This window comes from Elusimicrobiaceae bacterium (assembly GCA_028700325.1).
In the GTDB taxonomy this organism is placed as follows: Bacteria; Elusimicrobiota; Elusimicrobia; order Elusimicrobiales; family Elusimicrobiaceae; genus JAQVSV01.
In genome coordinates, this window is the sequence record JAQVSV010000048.1 from 1 (window position 1) to 16,059 (window position 16,059).

The 16,059-nt window shown below is 59.1% G+C and carries 19 protein-coding genes and 1 tRNA gene; 7 read left to right on the top strand and 13 right to left on the bottom strand.

Annotated elements, in window-relative coordinates; all coding sequences use genetic code 11:
* The 3 genes from PHW69_06940 to PHW69_06950 all read right to left on the bottom strand — a co-directional run.
* Window positions 1-332 (bottom strand): hypothetical protein (locus PHW69_06940; GenBank protein MDD4004924.1); only part of this gene is annotated, 332 nt, incomplete at its 3' end.
* Entirely contained in the window at window positions 333-959 is a 627-nt protein-coding gene (locus PHW69_06945; GenBank protein ID MDD4004925.1) for a M48 family metallopeptidase, read from the bottom strand.
* 7 nt (window positions 960-966) lie between these two features.
* Window positions 967-2,268: a TIGR04013 family B12-binding domain/radical SAM domain-containing protein gene (locus PHW69_06950; protein ID MDD4004926.1), complete on the bottom strand. Its 1,302-nt coding sequence runs from the start codon at window positions 2,266-2,268 to the stop codon at window positions 967-969.
* Window positions 2,269-2,363: 95 nt separating this feature from the next.
* On the opposite strand from PHW69_06950, the gene PHW69_06955 reads away from it, so the two are divergent.
* Entirely contained in the window at window positions 2,364-2,798 is a 435-nt protein-coding gene (locus tag PHW69_06955; protein ID MDD4004927.1) for an NYN domain-containing protein, read from the top strand.
* Between the two features lie 63 nt (window positions 2,799-2,861).
* Here PHW69_06955 and PHW69_06960 read toward each other — a convergent pair whose 3' ends face one another.
* From PHW69_06960 to PHW69_06985, 6 genes are all read right to left on the bottom strand, one after another.
* Window positions 2,862-4,259 carry an NAD(P)(+) transhydrogenase (Re/Si-specific) subunit beta gene (locus PHW69_06960; protein MDD4004928.1) on the bottom strand — a complete coding sequence of 466 codons (1,398 nt, stop codon included), beginning with the start codon at window positions 4,257-4,259 and terminating at the stop codon, window positions 2,862-2,864.
* A complete protein-coding gene (locus PHW69_06965; GenBank protein MDD4004929.1) occupies window positions 4,256-4,603 on the bottom strand; it encodes an NAD(P) transhydrogenase subunit alpha in 348 nt (115 codons plus the stop codon). The genes PHW69_06960 and PHW69_06965 overlap by 4 nt, the downstream gene beginning before the upstream one ends.
* Window positions 4,604-4,620: 17 nt before the next feature.
* Window positions 4,621-5,748, bottom strand: a complete 1,128-nt coding sequence (locus PHW69_06970) for a Re/Si-specific NAD(P)(+) transhydrogenase subunit alpha (GenBank protein ID MDD4004930.1) — start codon at window positions 5,746-5,748, stop codon at window positions 4,621-4,623.
* Window positions 5,749-5,845: 97 nt separating this feature from the next.
* Window positions 5,846-6,496 (bottom strand): CatA-like O-acetyltransferase, encoded by a 651-nt coding sequence (locus PHW69_06975; GenBank protein ID MDD4004931.1) that lies wholly within the window; start codon window positions 6,494-6,496, stop codon window positions 5,846-5,848.
* Window positions 6,497-6,498: 2 nt separating this feature from the next.
* A complete protein-coding gene (locus tag PHW69_06980; GenBank protein MDD4004932.1) occupies window positions 6,499-7,881 on the bottom strand; it encodes an FtsX-like permease family protein in 1,383 nt (460 codons plus the stop codon).
* A complete protein-coding gene (locus PHW69_06985) occupies window positions 7,878-8,576 on the bottom strand; it encodes an ABC transporter ATP-binding protein (GenBank protein ID MDD4004933.1) in 699 nt (232 codons plus the stop codon). Before PHW69_06985 ends, PHW69_06980 begins: the two co-directional genes overlap by 4 nt.
* A gap of 268 nt (window positions 8,577-8,844) precedes the next feature.
* Between PHW69_06985 and PHW69_06990 the strand changes: the two genes are divergently transcribed.
* From PHW69_06990 to pssA, 3 genes are all read left to right on the top strand, one after another.
* A tRNA-Leu gene (locus PHW69_06990) sits at window positions 8,845-8,928 on the top strand.
* A gap of 20 nt (window positions 8,929-8,948) precedes the next feature.
* Window positions 8,949-9,671, top strand: a complete 723-nt coding sequence (locus tag PHW69_06995; GenBank protein MDD4004934.1) for a phosphatidylserine decarboxylase — start codon at window positions 8,949-8,951, stop codon at window positions 9,669-9,671.
* The gene (gene pssA / locus PHW69_07000) at window positions 9,652-10,446 is read left to right on the top strand and encodes a CDP-diacylglycerol--serine O-phosphatidyltransferase (GenBank protein MDD4004935.1); all 795 of its coding nucleotides are present in this window, start codon (window positions 9,652-9,654) and stop codon (window positions 10,444-10,446) included. Before PHW69_06995 ends, pssA begins: the two co-directional genes overlap by 20 nt.
* 70 nt (window positions 10,447-10,516) lie before the next feature.
* Here pssA and metG read toward each other — a convergent pair whose 3' ends face one another.
* Genes metG through PHW69_07020 form a run of 4 tightly spaced genes read right to left on the bottom strand, consistent with a single transcriptional unit; the run spans window position 10,517 to window position 14,594 of the window.
* Entirely contained in the window at window positions 10,517-12,049 is a 1,533-nt protein-coding gene (gene metG, locus PHW69_07005; protein ID MDD4004936.1) for a methionine--tRNA ligase, read from the bottom strand.
* A gap of 18 nt (window positions 12,050-12,067) precedes the next feature.
* The gene (locus tag PHW69_07010) at window positions 12,068-13,042 is read right to left on the bottom strand and encodes a hypothetical protein (protein MDD4004937.1); all 975 of its coding nucleotides are present in this window, start codon (window positions 13,040-13,042) and stop codon (window positions 12,068-12,070) included.
* A complete protein-coding gene (gene tmk / locus PHW69_07015) occupies window positions 13,039-13,677 on the bottom strand; it encodes a dTMP kinase (protein MDD4004938.1) in 639 nt (212 codons plus the stop codon). The genes PHW69_07010 and tmk overlap by 4 nt, the downstream gene beginning before the upstream one ends.
* Window positions 13,678-13,679: 2 nt before the next feature.
* Complete coding sequence (locus tag PHW69_07020; protein ID MDD4004939.1) at window positions 13,680-14,594, bottom strand: phosphatase PAP2 family protein; 915 nt, start codon at window positions 14,592-14,594, stop codon at window positions 13,680-13,682.
* A gap of 186 nt (window positions 14,595-14,780) precedes the next feature.
* On the opposite strand from PHW69_07020, the gene rplU reads away from it, so the two are divergent.
* The 3 genes from rplU to obgE form a co-directional block, all read left to right on the top strand.
* Entirely contained in the window at window positions 14,781-15,095 is a 315-nt protein-coding gene (gene rplU, locus PHW69_07025; protein ID MDD4004940.1) for a 50S ribosomal protein L21, read from the top strand.
* 54 nt (window positions 15,096-15,149) lie between these two features.
* On the top strand, window positions 15,150-15,413 hold the full coding sequence (gene rpmA, locus PHW69_07030; GenBank protein MDD4004941.1) for a 50S ribosomal protein L27: 264 nt from the start codon (window positions 15,150-15,152) through the stop codon (window positions 15,411-15,413).
* 86 nt (window positions 15,414-15,499) lie between these two features.
* On the top strand, window positions 15,500-16,059 hold a 560-nt coding region (obgE, locus tag PHW69_07035), incomplete at its 3' end, for a GTPase ObgE (protein ID MDD4004942.1).

The following is a 16,059-nucleotide window of genomic DNA, read 5'->3' on the forward strand; positions in this document are numbered from 1 at the left end:
CTTTTTCCGGCGGGCCTGCGGTCGCCAAATGGTTTGCGGTCGCGGTCAGAGGGTTTTCTGTCCCTGTCGAACGGCTTGCGGTCTTTGTCAAACGGTTTGCGCGGGCCGAAACTTTTTCCGGCGGGCTTGCGGTCGCCAAATGGTTTGCGGTCGCGGTCAGAGGGTTTTCTGTCCCTGTCGAATGGTTTGCGGTCTTTGTCAAACGGTTTGCGCGGGCCGAAACTTTTCCCGGCGGGCCTGCGGTCGCCGAAAGATTTGCGCGGGCCGGATTTTTTACCAAAGGGTCTACGCTCGGCGGATTGCCGTGCGGGAGTTCGTTTTTGTTCGGGCATTTAGAGGTCCGTTGTGGGGAGTTCAGTAAACAGGCTGTCCTTGTACTCGTGCAGCCAGCGGCGCCGGTTTTTGTAATCCGGGCAGAACTGCTCTACGAACTGCCAGAATTCGGTTTTGTGGTTGAGGTGTTTGAGGTGCGCCAGCTCGTGGATGACGAGATAGTCCAGCACGCTTTCCGGCGCTTTTATGACGCGCCAGGAAAAATTCAGATTGCTTTTCTCGGAACAACTGCCCCAGAGGGTTTTCTGGTCCTTTACCGTGACGCGGTTATAGGTCACGCCCATCAGTTCGGACCAGTAGGCCACGCGCGCGGCGAGGGTGTCTTCCGCTGTCCGGCGCATCCAGTTTTCCAGCAGCGCCACGGGCGCGTTTCCGGCGGCGCTGCCGGTGTGCACGCGGATGCAGTTTTCCGATATCACCACTTCGGGCGCAGATTCTGGATCCCGCACCAGTTTATAATCGTGCAAAATGCCTTTGAACAGGATTTTCTTTTCGCCGGGCCCCGCCTGACAGCCCGTGGTTTTGTTCTCTTTTGCAAATACTTCCGGCAGATCCTTTTTCAATTGTTCGATAAACAGCTGCACTTCGCTTATAGTGGTATTGATATCGGTTTGCGCATTGATCATATATATATTATAGCTTAACCGGGCCGGATTTCGGTGCGGCTGATGCGGAGGTATGTTCCGCGATGGTTTTCTGACTGATCCAGCCGCCGTAGATGCGGCCGTGGCGGATGAGCTCGCGCACCAGCGGTTCGTAATACTCGCGGTTATGGTTGAGCGGCGCGTCCGCAAAAGGTGTGCCGGGCAGCGGCATGAACGTGTGCGCGTGGATCCTTACGCCCGGGCCGGTTATGGCGCGGATGAAGCGCACGGTTTCCAGCGCGTCCGCTCCGGTTTCTCCGGGCAGGCCGAAAATGAAATCCAGATTGGTTTTCAGGCCCGCCTGCCGGGTAATCTCAAGCGCGCGGGTGATTTCTTTCACGCCGTGATGCCGGTTGGACAGCTGCAGCATTCTTTCGCTGCCCGACTGCGCGCCTATGATGAGGTTATCGTTCGCCGCGTAGCGTTTCACAAGCGCCACGGTTTCGCGCGTGACGTGCTCGGGCCGCACTTCCGACGGGAACGACCCGAAATAGATCCGCCCGCCCGGCGCGGAGACTTTCGTCAGCGCGGACAGCAGTTCCTCAAGCGCGGGCAGGTTCAGGGTGATGCCGTCGGGCGAGCCGTAGGCGAACGCGTTGGAGGTGATCAGCCTTACGTCCACAAACCCGATAGTGCGCATGAAACGCACCTGTTCGGCGATCAGTGCTGCCGGGCGGTGCCGGATTTTCGGGCCGAAAATCCGGGTTGTCTGGCAGAAATTGCAGCCGTGCGGGCAGCCCCGGCTGATTTCCACCGCGCCGTAGCGGGCGTATCGCTGCGAAATGGAGGGGAAGCGCGCCAGATCAGCCTGCGGGCGTGGCGCGGTTCTGGCGGGTTTTCCGCCGCAGGCATACATGATGCCGCGCACGGTTTCAAAAGCCGGGCCCGCGGGATTTTCCGCGATGGCCTTTAGCAGTTCGGGGAACGTATCCTCGCCTTCGCCGATGCATGCCGCGTCAAACCCGGCGGAGAGCGCCGTCTGCGGCAGGGCGGTCGCGTGCGGACCGCCCGCGACAAGGTAAAGCCCTTTTTTAAAATGCCCGCGCAGTTTTGCGGCGGTTTTTACGGTTTCCTCGAACCGGCTGGTGAAAAACGAAAAACCAGCCGCGCAAACCCCCCGTTCGGCGATGACCGCTTCAATGCGGGCGGAAAGCGCGGCGTAATTTTTTTCAAAGTAAAGCGCGGTCCGTTCATGGCCCGGCGTGCATTCGACGGAGGCCGCCAGCGCGTTAAGCGAAAGCAGGTTTTCCTTGCTCGATAAAAATACGCATGCCGGATCCGGTTTTCTCATGTTTGCGCCGTGCGCCGCGGGGGGGACTGCGCCGCGCCGTCAATAAAATGTACAATAATGGCGCGGGATTGACCAGCTCGCGCCGGTCTGGAGGCATGGTGAGATTAAGCGGAAAGCCCTCGGTTTTTTGTGTGGACGGACTCAATTTCATACGCAGTTACGTCATGGCGGGCGGCGGTTATAAAACCGACGACGAGTGCGCCGCCGCGTTGCTCGACTGGCTGGAATCCGTTTCCTGTACCGACAGGTTTAAAAACGCCGAGTTCCGCGTGGTCTTCGACGGCGGCTACCGCAGTGTCGGCCCGCTGGTGCGCGGGCGCGTGCACGCGCAGTTTTCCGACAGCGATTCCGCCGACGATATCCTTCTGGAGCAGGCCGCCTATTTAAAGGACCACAGCACTCTGAAGGTGTGGCTTGTAACGTCGGACGGCGCGCTTGTCTCCATAGCCCGCGAAAACGGCATTAAAACCATTTACTGCCCCACTTTTCACGAGCTGGCGCAGGCCGCGCTTGACGCTGAATCCCGCTGATTTTCGCATGATAAAAAAAGCCCCCGGCATTTGCCGGGGGCTTTTTTTGTTTTAAAGCAGCGGTTAATGGATCGCTTTGACGATCGCTTCGGTGACTTTCTTGGCGTCCCCGAACAGCATCATCGTGTTGCCGCGATAGAACAGCTCGTTTTCAATGCCGGCGTAGCCGGAGTTCATCGAGCGTTTGATGAACAGCACGGTTTTCGCGCTGCCCACGTCGAGAATCGGCATCCCGTAGATGGGGCTTGAGGGATCGGTTCTGGCGGCGGGGTTGGTCACGTCGTTCGCGCCGATGACGAAAGCCACGTCGGTGGAGGGGAACTGGCTGTTGATGTCGTCGAGCTCGAACACATCCTCATAGGCCACGTTCGCTTCCGCGAGCAGCACGTTCATGTGCCCCGGCATGCGGCCCGCCACGGGGTGAATGGCGTAGCGCACGGTAACGCCTTCTTTTTTAAGCAGCTCGGCCATTTCCTTAAGCGCGTGCTGGGCCTGAGCCACAGCCATGCCGTAACCCGGCACGATAATCACGCTGCTGGCGTTCTGCATAAGAAAAGCCGCGTCTTCCGCGGAACCCGATTTGACGGCCCGGTCGCCATGACTGCCCGCCGCCGCGCCTTTGGCGTCGGCCCCGAACCCTCCGAGCATGACGCTCAGGAAAGGCCGGTTCATCGCTTTGCACATGATGTAGCTCAGGATAGCGCCCGACGCGCCGACCAGCGCGCCCGTTATGATGAGCAGGTGGTTATGCAGCGTAAACCCTATGCCGGCCGCCGCCCACCCGGAGTATGAGTTCAGCATCGAGATGATAACCGGCATGTCCGCCCCGCCGATCGGGATGATCAGCAGCAGGCCCAGCAGCAGCGACAGCCCCGCCACGGACCAGAACAGAACCGGAGTCTGCTGCTGCACAAGCATGGCCACCAGCCCGATGATCGTCAGGCCCAGAACCGCGTTAAGCAGGTGCTGGCCCTTGAATACCACGGGTTTGCCGCTCACCAGGCCCTGCAGCTTGGCAAATGCCACGATAGAGCCGGTGAATGTGATCGCGCCGATCGCCACGCCAAGGCTCATTTCCACAATGCTGTTGGTCATTATCCGCCGGGTTTCGGGATCAAGGATGCCGAACGCCTCCGGCGCGTAGAACGACGCGCCGGCGCACAGCACCGCCGCCAGACCCACAAGGCTGTGAAACGCCGCCACGAGCTGCGGCAGGTCGCGCATGTTGATGTTGACCGCTATTGACGCTCCGATCAGCCCGCCCGCCGCCACCGCCGCGATAATGAACGCGTAGCTCTGCACCATCGGATGGAAAAGCGTGGTGATGACGGCGACCAGCATGCCGAAAATGCCCAGCATGTTTCCGCGCCGCGCGCTTTCTGGGGAAGACAGCCCGCGCAGCGCGAGAATGAAGCACACCGCGCTTGCGAGATAAAGCACTGCGGAAATATTTGCGCTCATGCTTTTTCCTCCCGTTTTTTCTTCCTGAACATCGAAAGCATTCTCTGCGTTACGATGAAGCCGCCGAAAATGTTTACCGACGCGAGCATGACCGCCAGTATGCCCATCAGTTTTGAGGCGTGCATCAGTTTCGGGCCGGCCGCTATCAGCGCGCCCACCACGATAACCGAAGACACCGCGTTGGTGACCGCCATCAGCGGCGAATGCAGCGCGGGCGTTACGCTCCACACCACATAGTAGCCGATGAATACGGCCAGCACGAATACCGTAAGCGCTATGACGAACGGACTCGCGCCCGCCGCCAGATTGCTGGCGCCATATATCACTACTTCTACGCTTTCCATGATTGGTTTGGCTCTCCTTAATTAAGCTCGGGGATGGCGATCGCTCCGTCTTTAACCGCCAGCGTGCCTTTGATTATTTCGTTTTCCATATTGTATGCGATCCGGCTGTCTTTCCGGTCGAAAAGCTCTCCGAAGAAAGTAAGCACGTTCTTGGCGTAGAGCTGGCTGGCGTCATGCGCGAGCCGGCCGGGCACGTTATCGTGCCCGATTATTTTAACGCCGTGTTTTTCCACGATGCGGCCGTGCTCGGCCAGTTCGCAGTTGCCGCCCATTTCGCTGGCAAGGTCAACGATTACCGCGCCCGCTTTCATGGTTCTGACCATTTCGCCCGTGATCAGCACTGGCGCTTTCCTGCCGGGTATCAGCGCGGTGCAGATGACGATATCCTGTTTCTTCATCGTTTCCGCGATCACTTCGGCCTGTTTGCGCTTGTAGTCCTCGCTCATTTCCCTGGCGTAGCCGCCTTTGGTTTCCGCGTCCTTCGCCGCGTCGGAATCCACTTCGATAAATTTCGCGCCGAGGCTCTCCACCTGTTCCCTGACCGCAGGGCGCACGTCGAACGCCGATACAACCGCGCCCATGCGCTTTGCCGTTGCGATCGCCTGAAGGCCCGCCACGCCCGCGCCCATAATGCACACTTTCGCCGGCGCGATCGTGCCGGCCGCCGTCATCATCAGAGGCAATGCGCGTCCGAACTCGTAGCACGCGTCTATGACGGCGCGGTAGCCCGCCAGGTTCGACTGCGAAGACAGCACGTCCATGCTTTGCGCCCTTGAAATGCGCGGCATCAGTTCCATGGCAAAAACGTTCACGCCCTGCCGCGCGCAGGCGCTTAATGTTTCCTTGTCGGTTCTGGCATCCATCGTGGAAATAAGAACCGCGCCTTTCCGCATCATTTTGATTTCCGGGGCGGTGGGTTTTTTCACTTTGAAGATCAGTTCGGCGCCGGCGTACAGTTCCTGCGCCGTCTGGGCGACGGCCGCGCCGGCGGCGGTATAATCCGCGTCGGAAAACGAGGAGGGCGCGCCCGCGCCTGTTTCAACTGTGACGGACAGGCCCAGTCCGATAAATTTCTTAACCGTTTCGGGCGAGGCCGCGACCCGTGTTTCCCCGGGCCTGATCTCTTTGGGTATTGCGGTTTTCATGTGATTTTTTCTCCGTTATTGCGCTCGGTGTTACGCCAGAATTATAACACATTTCCCGGTGCCAAAAAAGCGCGCCCGGCGCCGCGGATGGGGAGGGTCAGAGCAGGGCGGCGAAAACGTCGCGCGGCGAATCGGCCAGCTTCTGCAGCCCGGCGTAAAACAGGGCCGCGTCGTACCCGTCCGCCAGCGCGTGATGCATCTGAAGCGATACCATCATCGTGACATCGGAGCCGGAACCGGAGTACTTGCCCCAGGTGATGCGCGGGATCGAGTCTTCCGCGGCCGCAACCGGGTTTATAAGGCTGGTCAGCCGCAGCCACGGCAGGCAGGAAACATAGAGCGAGTCGTCCTTATGGTCGTCTTCGAGATACAAATGGTCCAGCCCGCGCGAGCGGTCTTCCTTTTCATTGTATACGCGGATGAATTCCGCCGGGTTTTCGTGATATGGCGCGGTGCAGAAGTTGTAGCGGCCTTCCGGTTTGGTGCCGAACGCCGGCGCGATGCCGACCACTTCATGCTCGATCACTCCGCCCGGCCGCAGGCGCAGCCGAAACGCCTGTATCCCGTTGCCCGCGCGGCAGACGATGTAGAGCATCAGCCGGTAAAACGACAGCTTATGCCGTTTTGAAAACGCCGCCAGTTCCGACACGTTGATGTCCGCCGAAACGGCGAAGTGCGGAAACTGGAACCTGCGGAACGTGGTGTAGATGTCTTTTCTGTGCCAGGAGTCAATGTCCAGTTCTTTCATCGTTATACATGCCTCAGAGCGTCGGTTATTTTCATTTTCGCGGCGTGCCGCGCCGCCAGATAGGCTGACAGCGCCGACAGGCCGACCAGCCCCGCCCAGCACAGCGGCGCAAGCAGCGGAAAAAGCGCCGGGTGGACTGAAAACATTACCGGCCGCGCGAAAGTCGGCGGGGTCCACATGATTTTTGACAGATTGATCGCCCACGCCGCCGCAAACGCCAGCGCTACGCCCGTCGTCGCGCCCGCCGCGCCCAGTATTACGCCTTCCGTAAGAAACATGCGTATGATGTGCCGTTGTTTAAGCCCCAGCGCGCGCAGCGTGCCTATTTCGGCGGTGCGCTCGACCACGCTCATGCTCATCGTGTTGGCCACGGTGAACAGCACTATTATGCCCATGATGATAGCGATGAACGCGAAAATGGTGTCAAGCATGGCGATCGCCTGGCCGTAAGACGGGTTGAGGGTTTCGTAATCAAGCGCTTCCAGATCCGGCCGGGTGGCGGCCAGCAGCGCGGCGACGATTTTTTTTGCGCGGGCGAGATCCCGCGTGTCTTTAAGCTGGATGATTATGCCGCTCGCTTTTTTTTCGCCGCGCCCGTACAGCAGTTCCTGCGCGCGCGACAGATGCAGCCCGGCGAACGAGTCGTTCTGCTCCTTGATGCCGAGTGTCATGGCCTTGTTTATATAAAAATCCACCACATTGGGCGCGCCGTGCTGGGTGGCGGCGATGAGATCAATGCGCGGGCGCGGATCCGGCGCGCGGGACTGGACGAGCTCCGAGTCCAGAAACGAAAAATCGGTTTTCGGCCCGGCGGGTTCCGCCGGCTGCGGCCTGGCGGGGCAGTCCTTTATGCCCAGTTCCGCGCACAGGCCCAGTATGCGCGCCAGGCCCGAGCCGATGATGCCGCCGTTTAGATCGCTGTCGGCCACGCCGGGCGTTTCGTCGAGCTCGTAAAGCTGTATGTTATAGCTGTTCCACCGGTCCAGCGCGGTGTACTCCGAGGGCACCACACCCAGCCCCCGGAATACTCTTGAGGCGTCGGCTTTGAAATTGGACGCGATCCCGGAAACCGACTGCACTGGCGTCACCATGGTCGCCAGCTCTTTGAGTCCTGCGGAATTTTCAAGCGACTCAAGCACCTCGGCATAGCCGGAAATGGCAGGCGCGTCGCCGCCCGCGCCGCCGAATTCGTAATAGCCTCTGGCGTAGATCTGCATATGCCCGCATGCCCGCACGATCGCGGTTTCCAGCAGTTTCTGCACACTGGCGGTGAACCCGCCGAACAGCAGGATTGCCGCCGCGCTTAAAGCCGCCGCGCTCACGGTCGCGAGCGACCGGCGCGGATTGCGCAGCACGTTGCGGGCTGAAAGAACCGTGATCTTCACAGGATCGTGCCGTCCATTATCATGAAAATATCCTCCGCGTTGGCTATGAGATCCCGGTCGTGGGAAGAGAATACGAACGTTGTTTTATGGCACACCTGCAGATGCTGCATCAGCTGGATTATTTCGGTGCCGGTTTTGTGGTCGAGATTGGCGGTTGGTTCATCGGCCAGCACGAGCACAGGATCCTTGACCAGCGCGCGCGCGATCGCGGTGCGCTGCCGCTGGCCGCCGGAAATTTCATTGGGGAGGTGGTTCGCGAATTCCGTCAGTCCCACTGTTTCGAGCGTTTTCATTACGCGCTCATGCACCTTGTCCGGCGCGGTTTTGGCCAGCAGCAGCGGATATTCCACGTTTTCGTAGACCGACAGCACCGGTATCAGGTTGAAGTTCTGGAAAATGTAGCCTATGTTGCGGGCCCGGAACTCGGCGAGCGCGTCGTCGGACAGGGCTGTCACGTCCGTGCCGCATACCTCGATGCTTCCGGCGGTGGGCGTGTCAATGCAGCCGATAAGGTTTAAAAGAGTTGATTTGCCGCTTCCGCTCGCGCCGATCACCACGTTGAATTTTCCGGCCGGCAGATCCGCCGTTATGCCGCGCAGCGCGTCAATGCGGGAACCGCCGAAGTCGTATGTCCTGGTGACTCCGGCAAGCCGTACCGCGCAATTATTGTCTTTTACCCCGTTCGCGCATTCCATATAGGATAATAATACAAAATCCGGCGGAGCGGATGTGTTCCGGCAATGGCGCGGCAGCTTGCGGCTGCGCCATGAAGAATCACCGCCGTTGCTGTTTTGGCCGATATTTCACGCCAGGGTGACTTTACAGAGTCCGAGCGTGGTTGTCAAACACAAAATATTCCCTTGGATACCGCGGAGATGCGCGCTGCTATAAAATCCGGTTTGTGGGCGTGCTGTATTTTGGTATCATATTGTGAGATTTTTCTTTGATTCTGAAGGTTATCAGGGGCTGGTGGCGGAACTGGTAGACGCGACGGACTTAAAATCCGTTGGCCGCAAGGCCGTAGGGGTTCGACCCCCCTCCTGCCCATTGTTTTCCCGGAGAGTATCATGTTCGAGGATTTTCTAAGCAGTCTGGCTTTTTTCTTCAAAGGCATAAGCACGCCGGTGAAAGAGGGGCATCTTATCATCGCGTATGCGGGCGTGGGCGTGGTGGTGGGCCTTCTTGTCGCCATGCTGCTGCGCAGCTGGATAGTGTTCTGGCTGGGGCTGATCGCGTTCGGGTTCTGCCTGTACTTCTTCCGCGATCCGATGCGCTACGCTCCGTTCGCGCCGGACGAAATAGCCAGCCCGGCGGACGGTCATGTCCTGTCCATTAAAACCGAGAATGATCCCGAGGTGCTGGTCGTCCGTATTTTCCTTTCGATTATGGATGTGCATATCCAGCGCGCCACTATTAACGGCAAAATAGGCGAACAGGCTTATCATCACGGCACTTTCGCGTTCGCCAACGCCGGACAGGCGGCGGACAATGAGCGCAATTTCATTCCCATCACCGGCGAGAATGGCCGGTACGCGCATGTCGAGCAGATTACCGGCGCGATCGCCCGGCGCATTGTCAGCTGGGTGAAAAAGGATCAGCCGGTGCGGATCGGAGCGAAGCTGGGCCTGATTTATTTCGGCTCGCAGGTGGCGGTATATCTGCCCGCCAGGTCGGTGCGGGTGCTGGTGCATGAGGGCCAGCCGGTGCAGGGCGGCATCTCGACCATCGCGCTGTGGACCGATTCGCCCAAACCCGACGAGGTGGCCTGTGGTGAACCTGCAAAACCTTAAACAGACCGGGCGGGTGGCGCTGCCGTCGCTGTTTACGATAGCGAGCATCGCGTTCGGGTTTTTCTCGATCCTGTCGGCGGTGGACAATGAATATTCGCGCGCCGGCTGGTTCATTATTTTCGCGATGGTGATGGACGGGCTGGACGGGCGCGTGGCCCGCATGGTCAAGGGCGAAAGCAGTTTCGGCGTGGAGATGGATTCGCTCGCGGATTTCCTGTCGTTCGGTGTGGCGCCTTCGCTTTTGATGTATTTCTTCCTGCTCGACGATTTCGGGTTCTGGGGCTACCCCGTGGCGTTCTGCTACACGATGTGCGGCGCGATGCGCCTGGCTTATTTCAACGTGCTGGCGCATGAGGGCAGGTCTTCCAAAAAGTATTTCTCCGGCCTGCCGGTCCCGATGGCGGCCGGCATACTGGCTTCGTTTGTGATCTGCTACAGCCTGCTGGAAGTGAACGTCGCAACGCGTTCGTCGGTATTGTTTCAGTATATCATGCCATGGCTGTTCAACCTGATGCCGTTCGTGATGCTCGCGCTAGCGCTGCTGATGGTTTCCAAGGTGCCGTATCCGGCTTTTAAGCAGGGCACCGTGCTGCGCCCGCGCAGCATAAGGGCGTTATTGTTTCTGGTGGCGCTGATTTTCATGGTTATCCGTTATCCGCAGGATTCCATTTTTCTGCTGTTCGCCACTTATGTGGCAAGCGGGCTGGCGGTGTTTATGTGGCACCTGTTCGCGGGCATGCCGCCCGCGCCGAAAGAGGAGCATCCGCCCGCGTAAATTCATGCCCGGCCAATAAAAAACCCCGTGTTTCCGGCGGGGTTTTTTGGTTTTACGGAATGAGAACGGGTTATTTTGCCGGGCCGGCGGCCTCGTCTGCGAGCCGGGGAAACAGCGGCGGGCAGACCTGGATTTTTCCGTCAGGCCCGCGAAGCGACGCCCTGATTTTTTCCGCCGTGCCCGGCATGAAAGGCGCGAGCCAGCCGCTGACGGCGAGCATGCCCGCCGCCAGATCGCCGAAAATGGCGGGCAGTTTTTCCGGCTCGGTTTTGGCTTTGGCCCAGGGCTGTTCCCGGTCAATCAGCCGGTTCATGCCGGAAATGAGCGCCCAGACCCTGTTAAGCGCCATGTCAAACTCAAGCCGCTGCATATGGGCGTTGTAGGCCGAATCGGTTTCGGCGATTTGGGCGGGCATGGCGGAATCTTGCGCCGGCTCCGGCACCGTTCCGCCCAGATACTTGACCGACATGTTCGTTATCCGGTTGAGCAGGTTGCCCAGATCGTTGGCCAGATCGGAGTTGTAGCGCTGCCGGAACGAGGCGACTGAAAAATCGCCGTCGCCGCCGAACGGCACTTCCCGAAACAGGAAATAGCGCAACGCGTCCACTCCGTATTTGGCGGCCATCCCGGCGGGATCAACGAAGTTGCCGCGCGATTTGGACATTTTTTCTCCGTTCACCGTCCACCAGCCGTGCGCGAACACGCGCCTTGGCAGCGGCAGGCCGAGAGCCAAAAGCATCGCCGGCCAGATCACGGCGTGAAAGCGGTAGATCTCCTTGCCCATAAGGTGATAGTCGGCGGGCCAGTACCGGTCCATATCCAGTCCGCCGGTGAGCGCGCGCATGGCGGCTTTGTCTTCCGATGAATGCGCCAGCCGCTCGCCGTAGCCGACCGCCGTGGCGTAATTCAGCAGCGCTTCGAACCACACATAGATCGTATGTGAGGGATCCGATCTGATCGGAATGCCCCAGGCCACTTTCGAGCGCGATACGGACACGTCCTGCAGGCCGTCTTTCACGAAATTTATTATCTCCTGGCTCCGGTTTTTAGGCAGCAGGAATTCCGGGTGGCCCTCGAAATAATTCAGGAGCGCGTTTTCGTATTTCGACAGGCGGAAAAAATATGTGTCTTCCTTTACGGACTGAAGCGGTTTTCCGTGCACCGGGCAGAGGTTGCCGGGCTTAAGGTCTTTCTCCTCCCAGTAGTTCTCGCACGGGTAGCAGTACAGGCCTTCGTAGCTTCCCTTGTAGATGTCGCCCTGCTCAAGGAGGTTTTCGAAAACCAGTTTCACCGCCTCTTCATGGCGGGGCTGGGTGGTGCGGATAAAATCGTCGTAGCGGATATCGAGCAGTTCCCACATCGCCGCGAATCTGGCGGCGATTGTGTCGGCCCAGGCCTGCGGCCCGACTTTCTTTTCACGCGCGATTTTTTCGATGTTCGCGCCGTGCTCGTCGGTGCCGGTGAGGAAATGAACCTGCCTGCCCTGCGCCCGCAGGTGCCGCGCCAGAATGTCGGCTGCCAGGGTGGTGTAGGCGTGGCCGATATGCGGGTCCGCGTTGATGTAATAAAGCGGGGTGGTGATATAGTATTTTTTGGTTTCCATGGTGTCCTCCGGCGCGGGTCAGTTCTGTGCGGGAAAAAAACGGATTTTGAGTTTTTCGCATTCCAGCACGGCGGTTTCCAGCACGCGGTGCGGTGAAACGTTGCGGTTGATCGCTTCCCGGCGCCTGAAAAGCGTGTCCAGCAGGGTTTTATAGGAATCAGCCCGTGCGGGCTCGCCGGCCGCGGTCATTTTGCGGTGCGCGTCTTCAATGAGCAGTTCCACAAGCAGGCCCGCGTCGCGCCGCGCCGCCGCCAGTTCGGACGGCAGCCGGGCGGAAACGTTGAACGGATACAGCGGATCCATGTCGTCCAGATCGGCCATATTCTGCATCAGTTCCCGCACCTTCAGCGCCCGGTCCGCCGAGCCCTGTGAAAGCGGCGCGAAAAAGTCCGCTTCCTTTGCGCTGAAGCCCTGCTCGGCCAGCACGGCGGCCGTTTCGGAGTCGGTCAACGCGGAGAACGTCATGTCCTGGGCGCGGGAAATTATCGTGCCGAGCATCGAGGATCTGCGTGCCGACACCAGCACCCAGAACGTGCCCGCGGGCGGTTCCTCGAGCATTTTCAAAAGCGAGTTGGCGGCTTCCGGCTGCATGGTTTCCGCGTCGTCCAGAATGAAAACCTTGTGGCGCGCCTCCACGGCTTTCTGCTGCGCGCGGTCAATGGCTTCGCGGATCGTGTCGATGCGGATGCGCTGCTGTTTCTCGACCGGTTCGCCGCGCAGGGCCGCCTGATAGGCCAGATCTATTACCGCCACGTCAGGGTGAATGCCCCTGGCAATGTTCGCGCACATCCGGCACACTCCGCAGGCGTCGCCTTTGGAGCGGGCCGTTTCATCAAGGCAGTTGGCCGCCATTGCGAGTATTACGGCCACGTCCAGTTTCCCCACGCCTTTTGGCCCGTGGAACAGGAAAGCCGGAGGAATGCGGTTCGCCCTGAGCTGTTTTTTCAGCTGGGAAATGACCCGCGCATGGCCTATAATAGAGGAAAAGCTCATGTCTTCACCATTCGTTTGACCGCTTTAAGCGCGCTGACCAGCGTGATGATTTCCGCGCTGATCGCTTCGATGGAGCGGTCGGCGTTTATGACAACCGCGCGCGCGTCGCCCGCGGCGGCCCTGCGGTAGCCCGCGCGCACTTTCCGGCGGAACCGCGCGCCTTCCAGTTCCAGCCGGTCGGCGGCGATATGCAGGCTCCGCTGTGAAAACCTTTTGTCCGGCATGAGAAAGACCAGCGTGAGGTCGGGTCTGAGCCCGCCGGTTGCGGCTTTGTTGAGCCGGTTTACCAGCTTCAGGTCCAGCCCCCGGCCGTAGCCCTGGTACGCCACGGTGGACATGGTATAGCGTTCCGACAGAACCGCTTTCCCCGCCGCCAGCGCGGGCCGCACCAGCTGCTGGGTGTGCTGGGCCCGTGCGGCTTCGTAAAGCAGCAGTTCGGCCGATGGCGCGACCTTATGGCACGGGTCAAGCAGGATCGAGCGGATCGCTTCGGCGAACGGCGTGCCGCCCGGCTCACGGGTATGCACGGTTTCGATGCCGCGCGACTGCAGATACGCGGCGAGTTTCCTCGCCTGCGTGGTTTTGCCCGCGCGGTCGGGCCCTTCGAATACGATAAAAAGTCCTTTTTCCGGCATAATCAAAACCTGCAGGCGAGTTTCGCGCCGTTTTCAACAGGGATCAGAAAAACCGTCCTGTCGGAAATATTGCGCGGTTTATTGGATACCCAGTAGCCAACCGCCCAGCCCACTCCCGCCCCCCAGATGATTTCCGACACATAATGCGTGTGGTCGTACACCCTCGACACCGCGCAGCCGGCCGCCATTCCGTATAAAAGGGGAGTCTGCCAGTAGCCGAATTTTGCGCGCAGATTCTGGTCCAGAACGGTTGACAGCGCGAATGCGGCCGTCGTGTGGCCTGACGGGAACGAGTAGCGTCCCGGCGTGAACGGTTCAAATTTCATGGCGTTTTCATCGGCGTTGGGAAGCGCGCGGCCCGCGACGTACGCCGCCAGCGGGTTCAGAATGCCGGCGGCGATAACGCTGGCCTCAACTCCGTCGGCCGCGATTTTGTTTAAAGTTTCGTTTTTCGTGGCCAGCCCGGTCACATATACGCCCATGAGGATGGGAACCTGCTGTTTCCAGTCGCCCCAGTGGGTGGTAACGTCGCTTAAAGAGGTGAAAAAGCCCGACCGGTGGGTTTTAAGATTCTGGCGCACGGTGTCGTCTATCGTAAACGCGAGCAGTGAGCCGCCTATCACGCCGCCCGCCATGGCCCATTCATTGCCGTTCCAGTGCAGGGGTTTCCCGGGCAGTTCTACCAGGTCGCGCCAGAACCTTTTGATATAGGCGGGCGAGAAAGTGGCGTTTTCGTTTTCAGTCCATTTTATCCGGGGCGCGGCGGCGATGGAAAGTTTGTCCGCGACAGGCAGAGTCTGCGCCGCCGCCGCAACCGAAAGCCTGTCAGGCGCCGCGGCCGGCAGAGTCTGCGCCCGGCAGTCCGCGGCGGCCAGCCATGCCAGCAGCAGTATGAATACGGAGAGCTGTTTTTTCATGGATTTTGCGTCTAAATCATAACATATTTGGCGGAGCCTTATAATAGGGCGCGCGCCGGTGTTTCAAATATCGTGCAAAAATGCTAGAATAGCTTAATGCCTCCGGTTGTGCGGGAGGCGTAATCAACTATAATGGAAAAGGGAATATTGCATACCCTGCGGGATATGTGGTATCATTAATCTACTATGTACGCAATAATCGAAACAGGTGGAAAACAGTATTGGGTGACTCCTGGAGAGAAGGTCCGGGTTGAAAAACTTATCGGCAGCGAAGGCGACGACGTGGAAATAAGCGCGCTTTGGTCCGCCGCGGGCGACTCCAAGGAAGAAGTGTCCGGCAAACAGCTTCCCAAAGCGAAGGTTCTTGCCCGGATAATACGCCATTTAAGAGCGCCCAAAGTCATTGCTTTTAAGAGAAGACCGAAAAAGGCCTATGAAAAGACCATCGGTCACCGCCAGGACCTTACCGAGATAGAAATTAAGGATATCCAGCTTTCTTAACAAACAATGGGCTCTTGAATGTGCTCAGCGTTTTAAAAACCCGAAGGAACAGTTATGGCACATACAAAATCTCAAGGATCATCAGTAAACGGACGCGACAGTAATGCCCAAAGGCTTGGCGTCAAGCGCTACGGCAACCAGCTTGTTAATTCAGGCGAAGTGCTTGTGCGGCAGCGCGGAACCAAATTCCTCGCCGGCACCAATGTCAGAGTCGGCAAGGACGATACGCTTTTCGCAACCGTTACCGGCCGCGTCAAGTTTGAATGGGTTCGCCGGGACAAGCAGCAGGTGTCGGTTTATCCTGAAGTAGTTTCCTGATAGCCGGAAATTTCTAAAAAACAGGCAGACGGCGGCTTTGAGTGCGCCGTCTGCTGTTTTGTCTGTATGCGGTATGGAGCGAGATTATGAGCGAAGTCAGCCGGACGGGCAATTTTCTTGACCGGGTGCACATTTTCCTCAAGGCGGGCGAAGGCGGCGACGGCTGTATGTCGTTCCGCCGCGAAAAATACGTTGATCGCGGCGGCCCCAACGGCGGAAACGGCGGGCGCGGCGGCGATATCTATCTGGTGGCGAATTCCAATCTGACGACGCTGCTGGAACTGGCTTATCATCCCCATATCGAAGGCAAGCACGGATACAACGGCAAAGGTTCGCTGAAGGACGGGTTGTACGGCGAAGACATTTTTATGAGGGTACCCTGCGGCACGATTGTGCGCCGCGGCGGCCGTGCCGTGGCGGATCTTATAAAGGACGGGCAAACCTGGCTCGCCGCCAAAGGCGGGCGGGGCGGGCGGGGCAACGCGTCGTTTAAAACCCAGCTTAACACCGCGCCGCAGATTTCGGAAAAAGGCGAGCCTGGCGAGGCGCTGGAACTTGACCTCGAACTTAAAATTCTGGCGGACGTGGGGTTCGTGGGTTTCCCGAACGCGGGCAAATCGACTCTGCTTGCCGCTTTGAGCGCGGC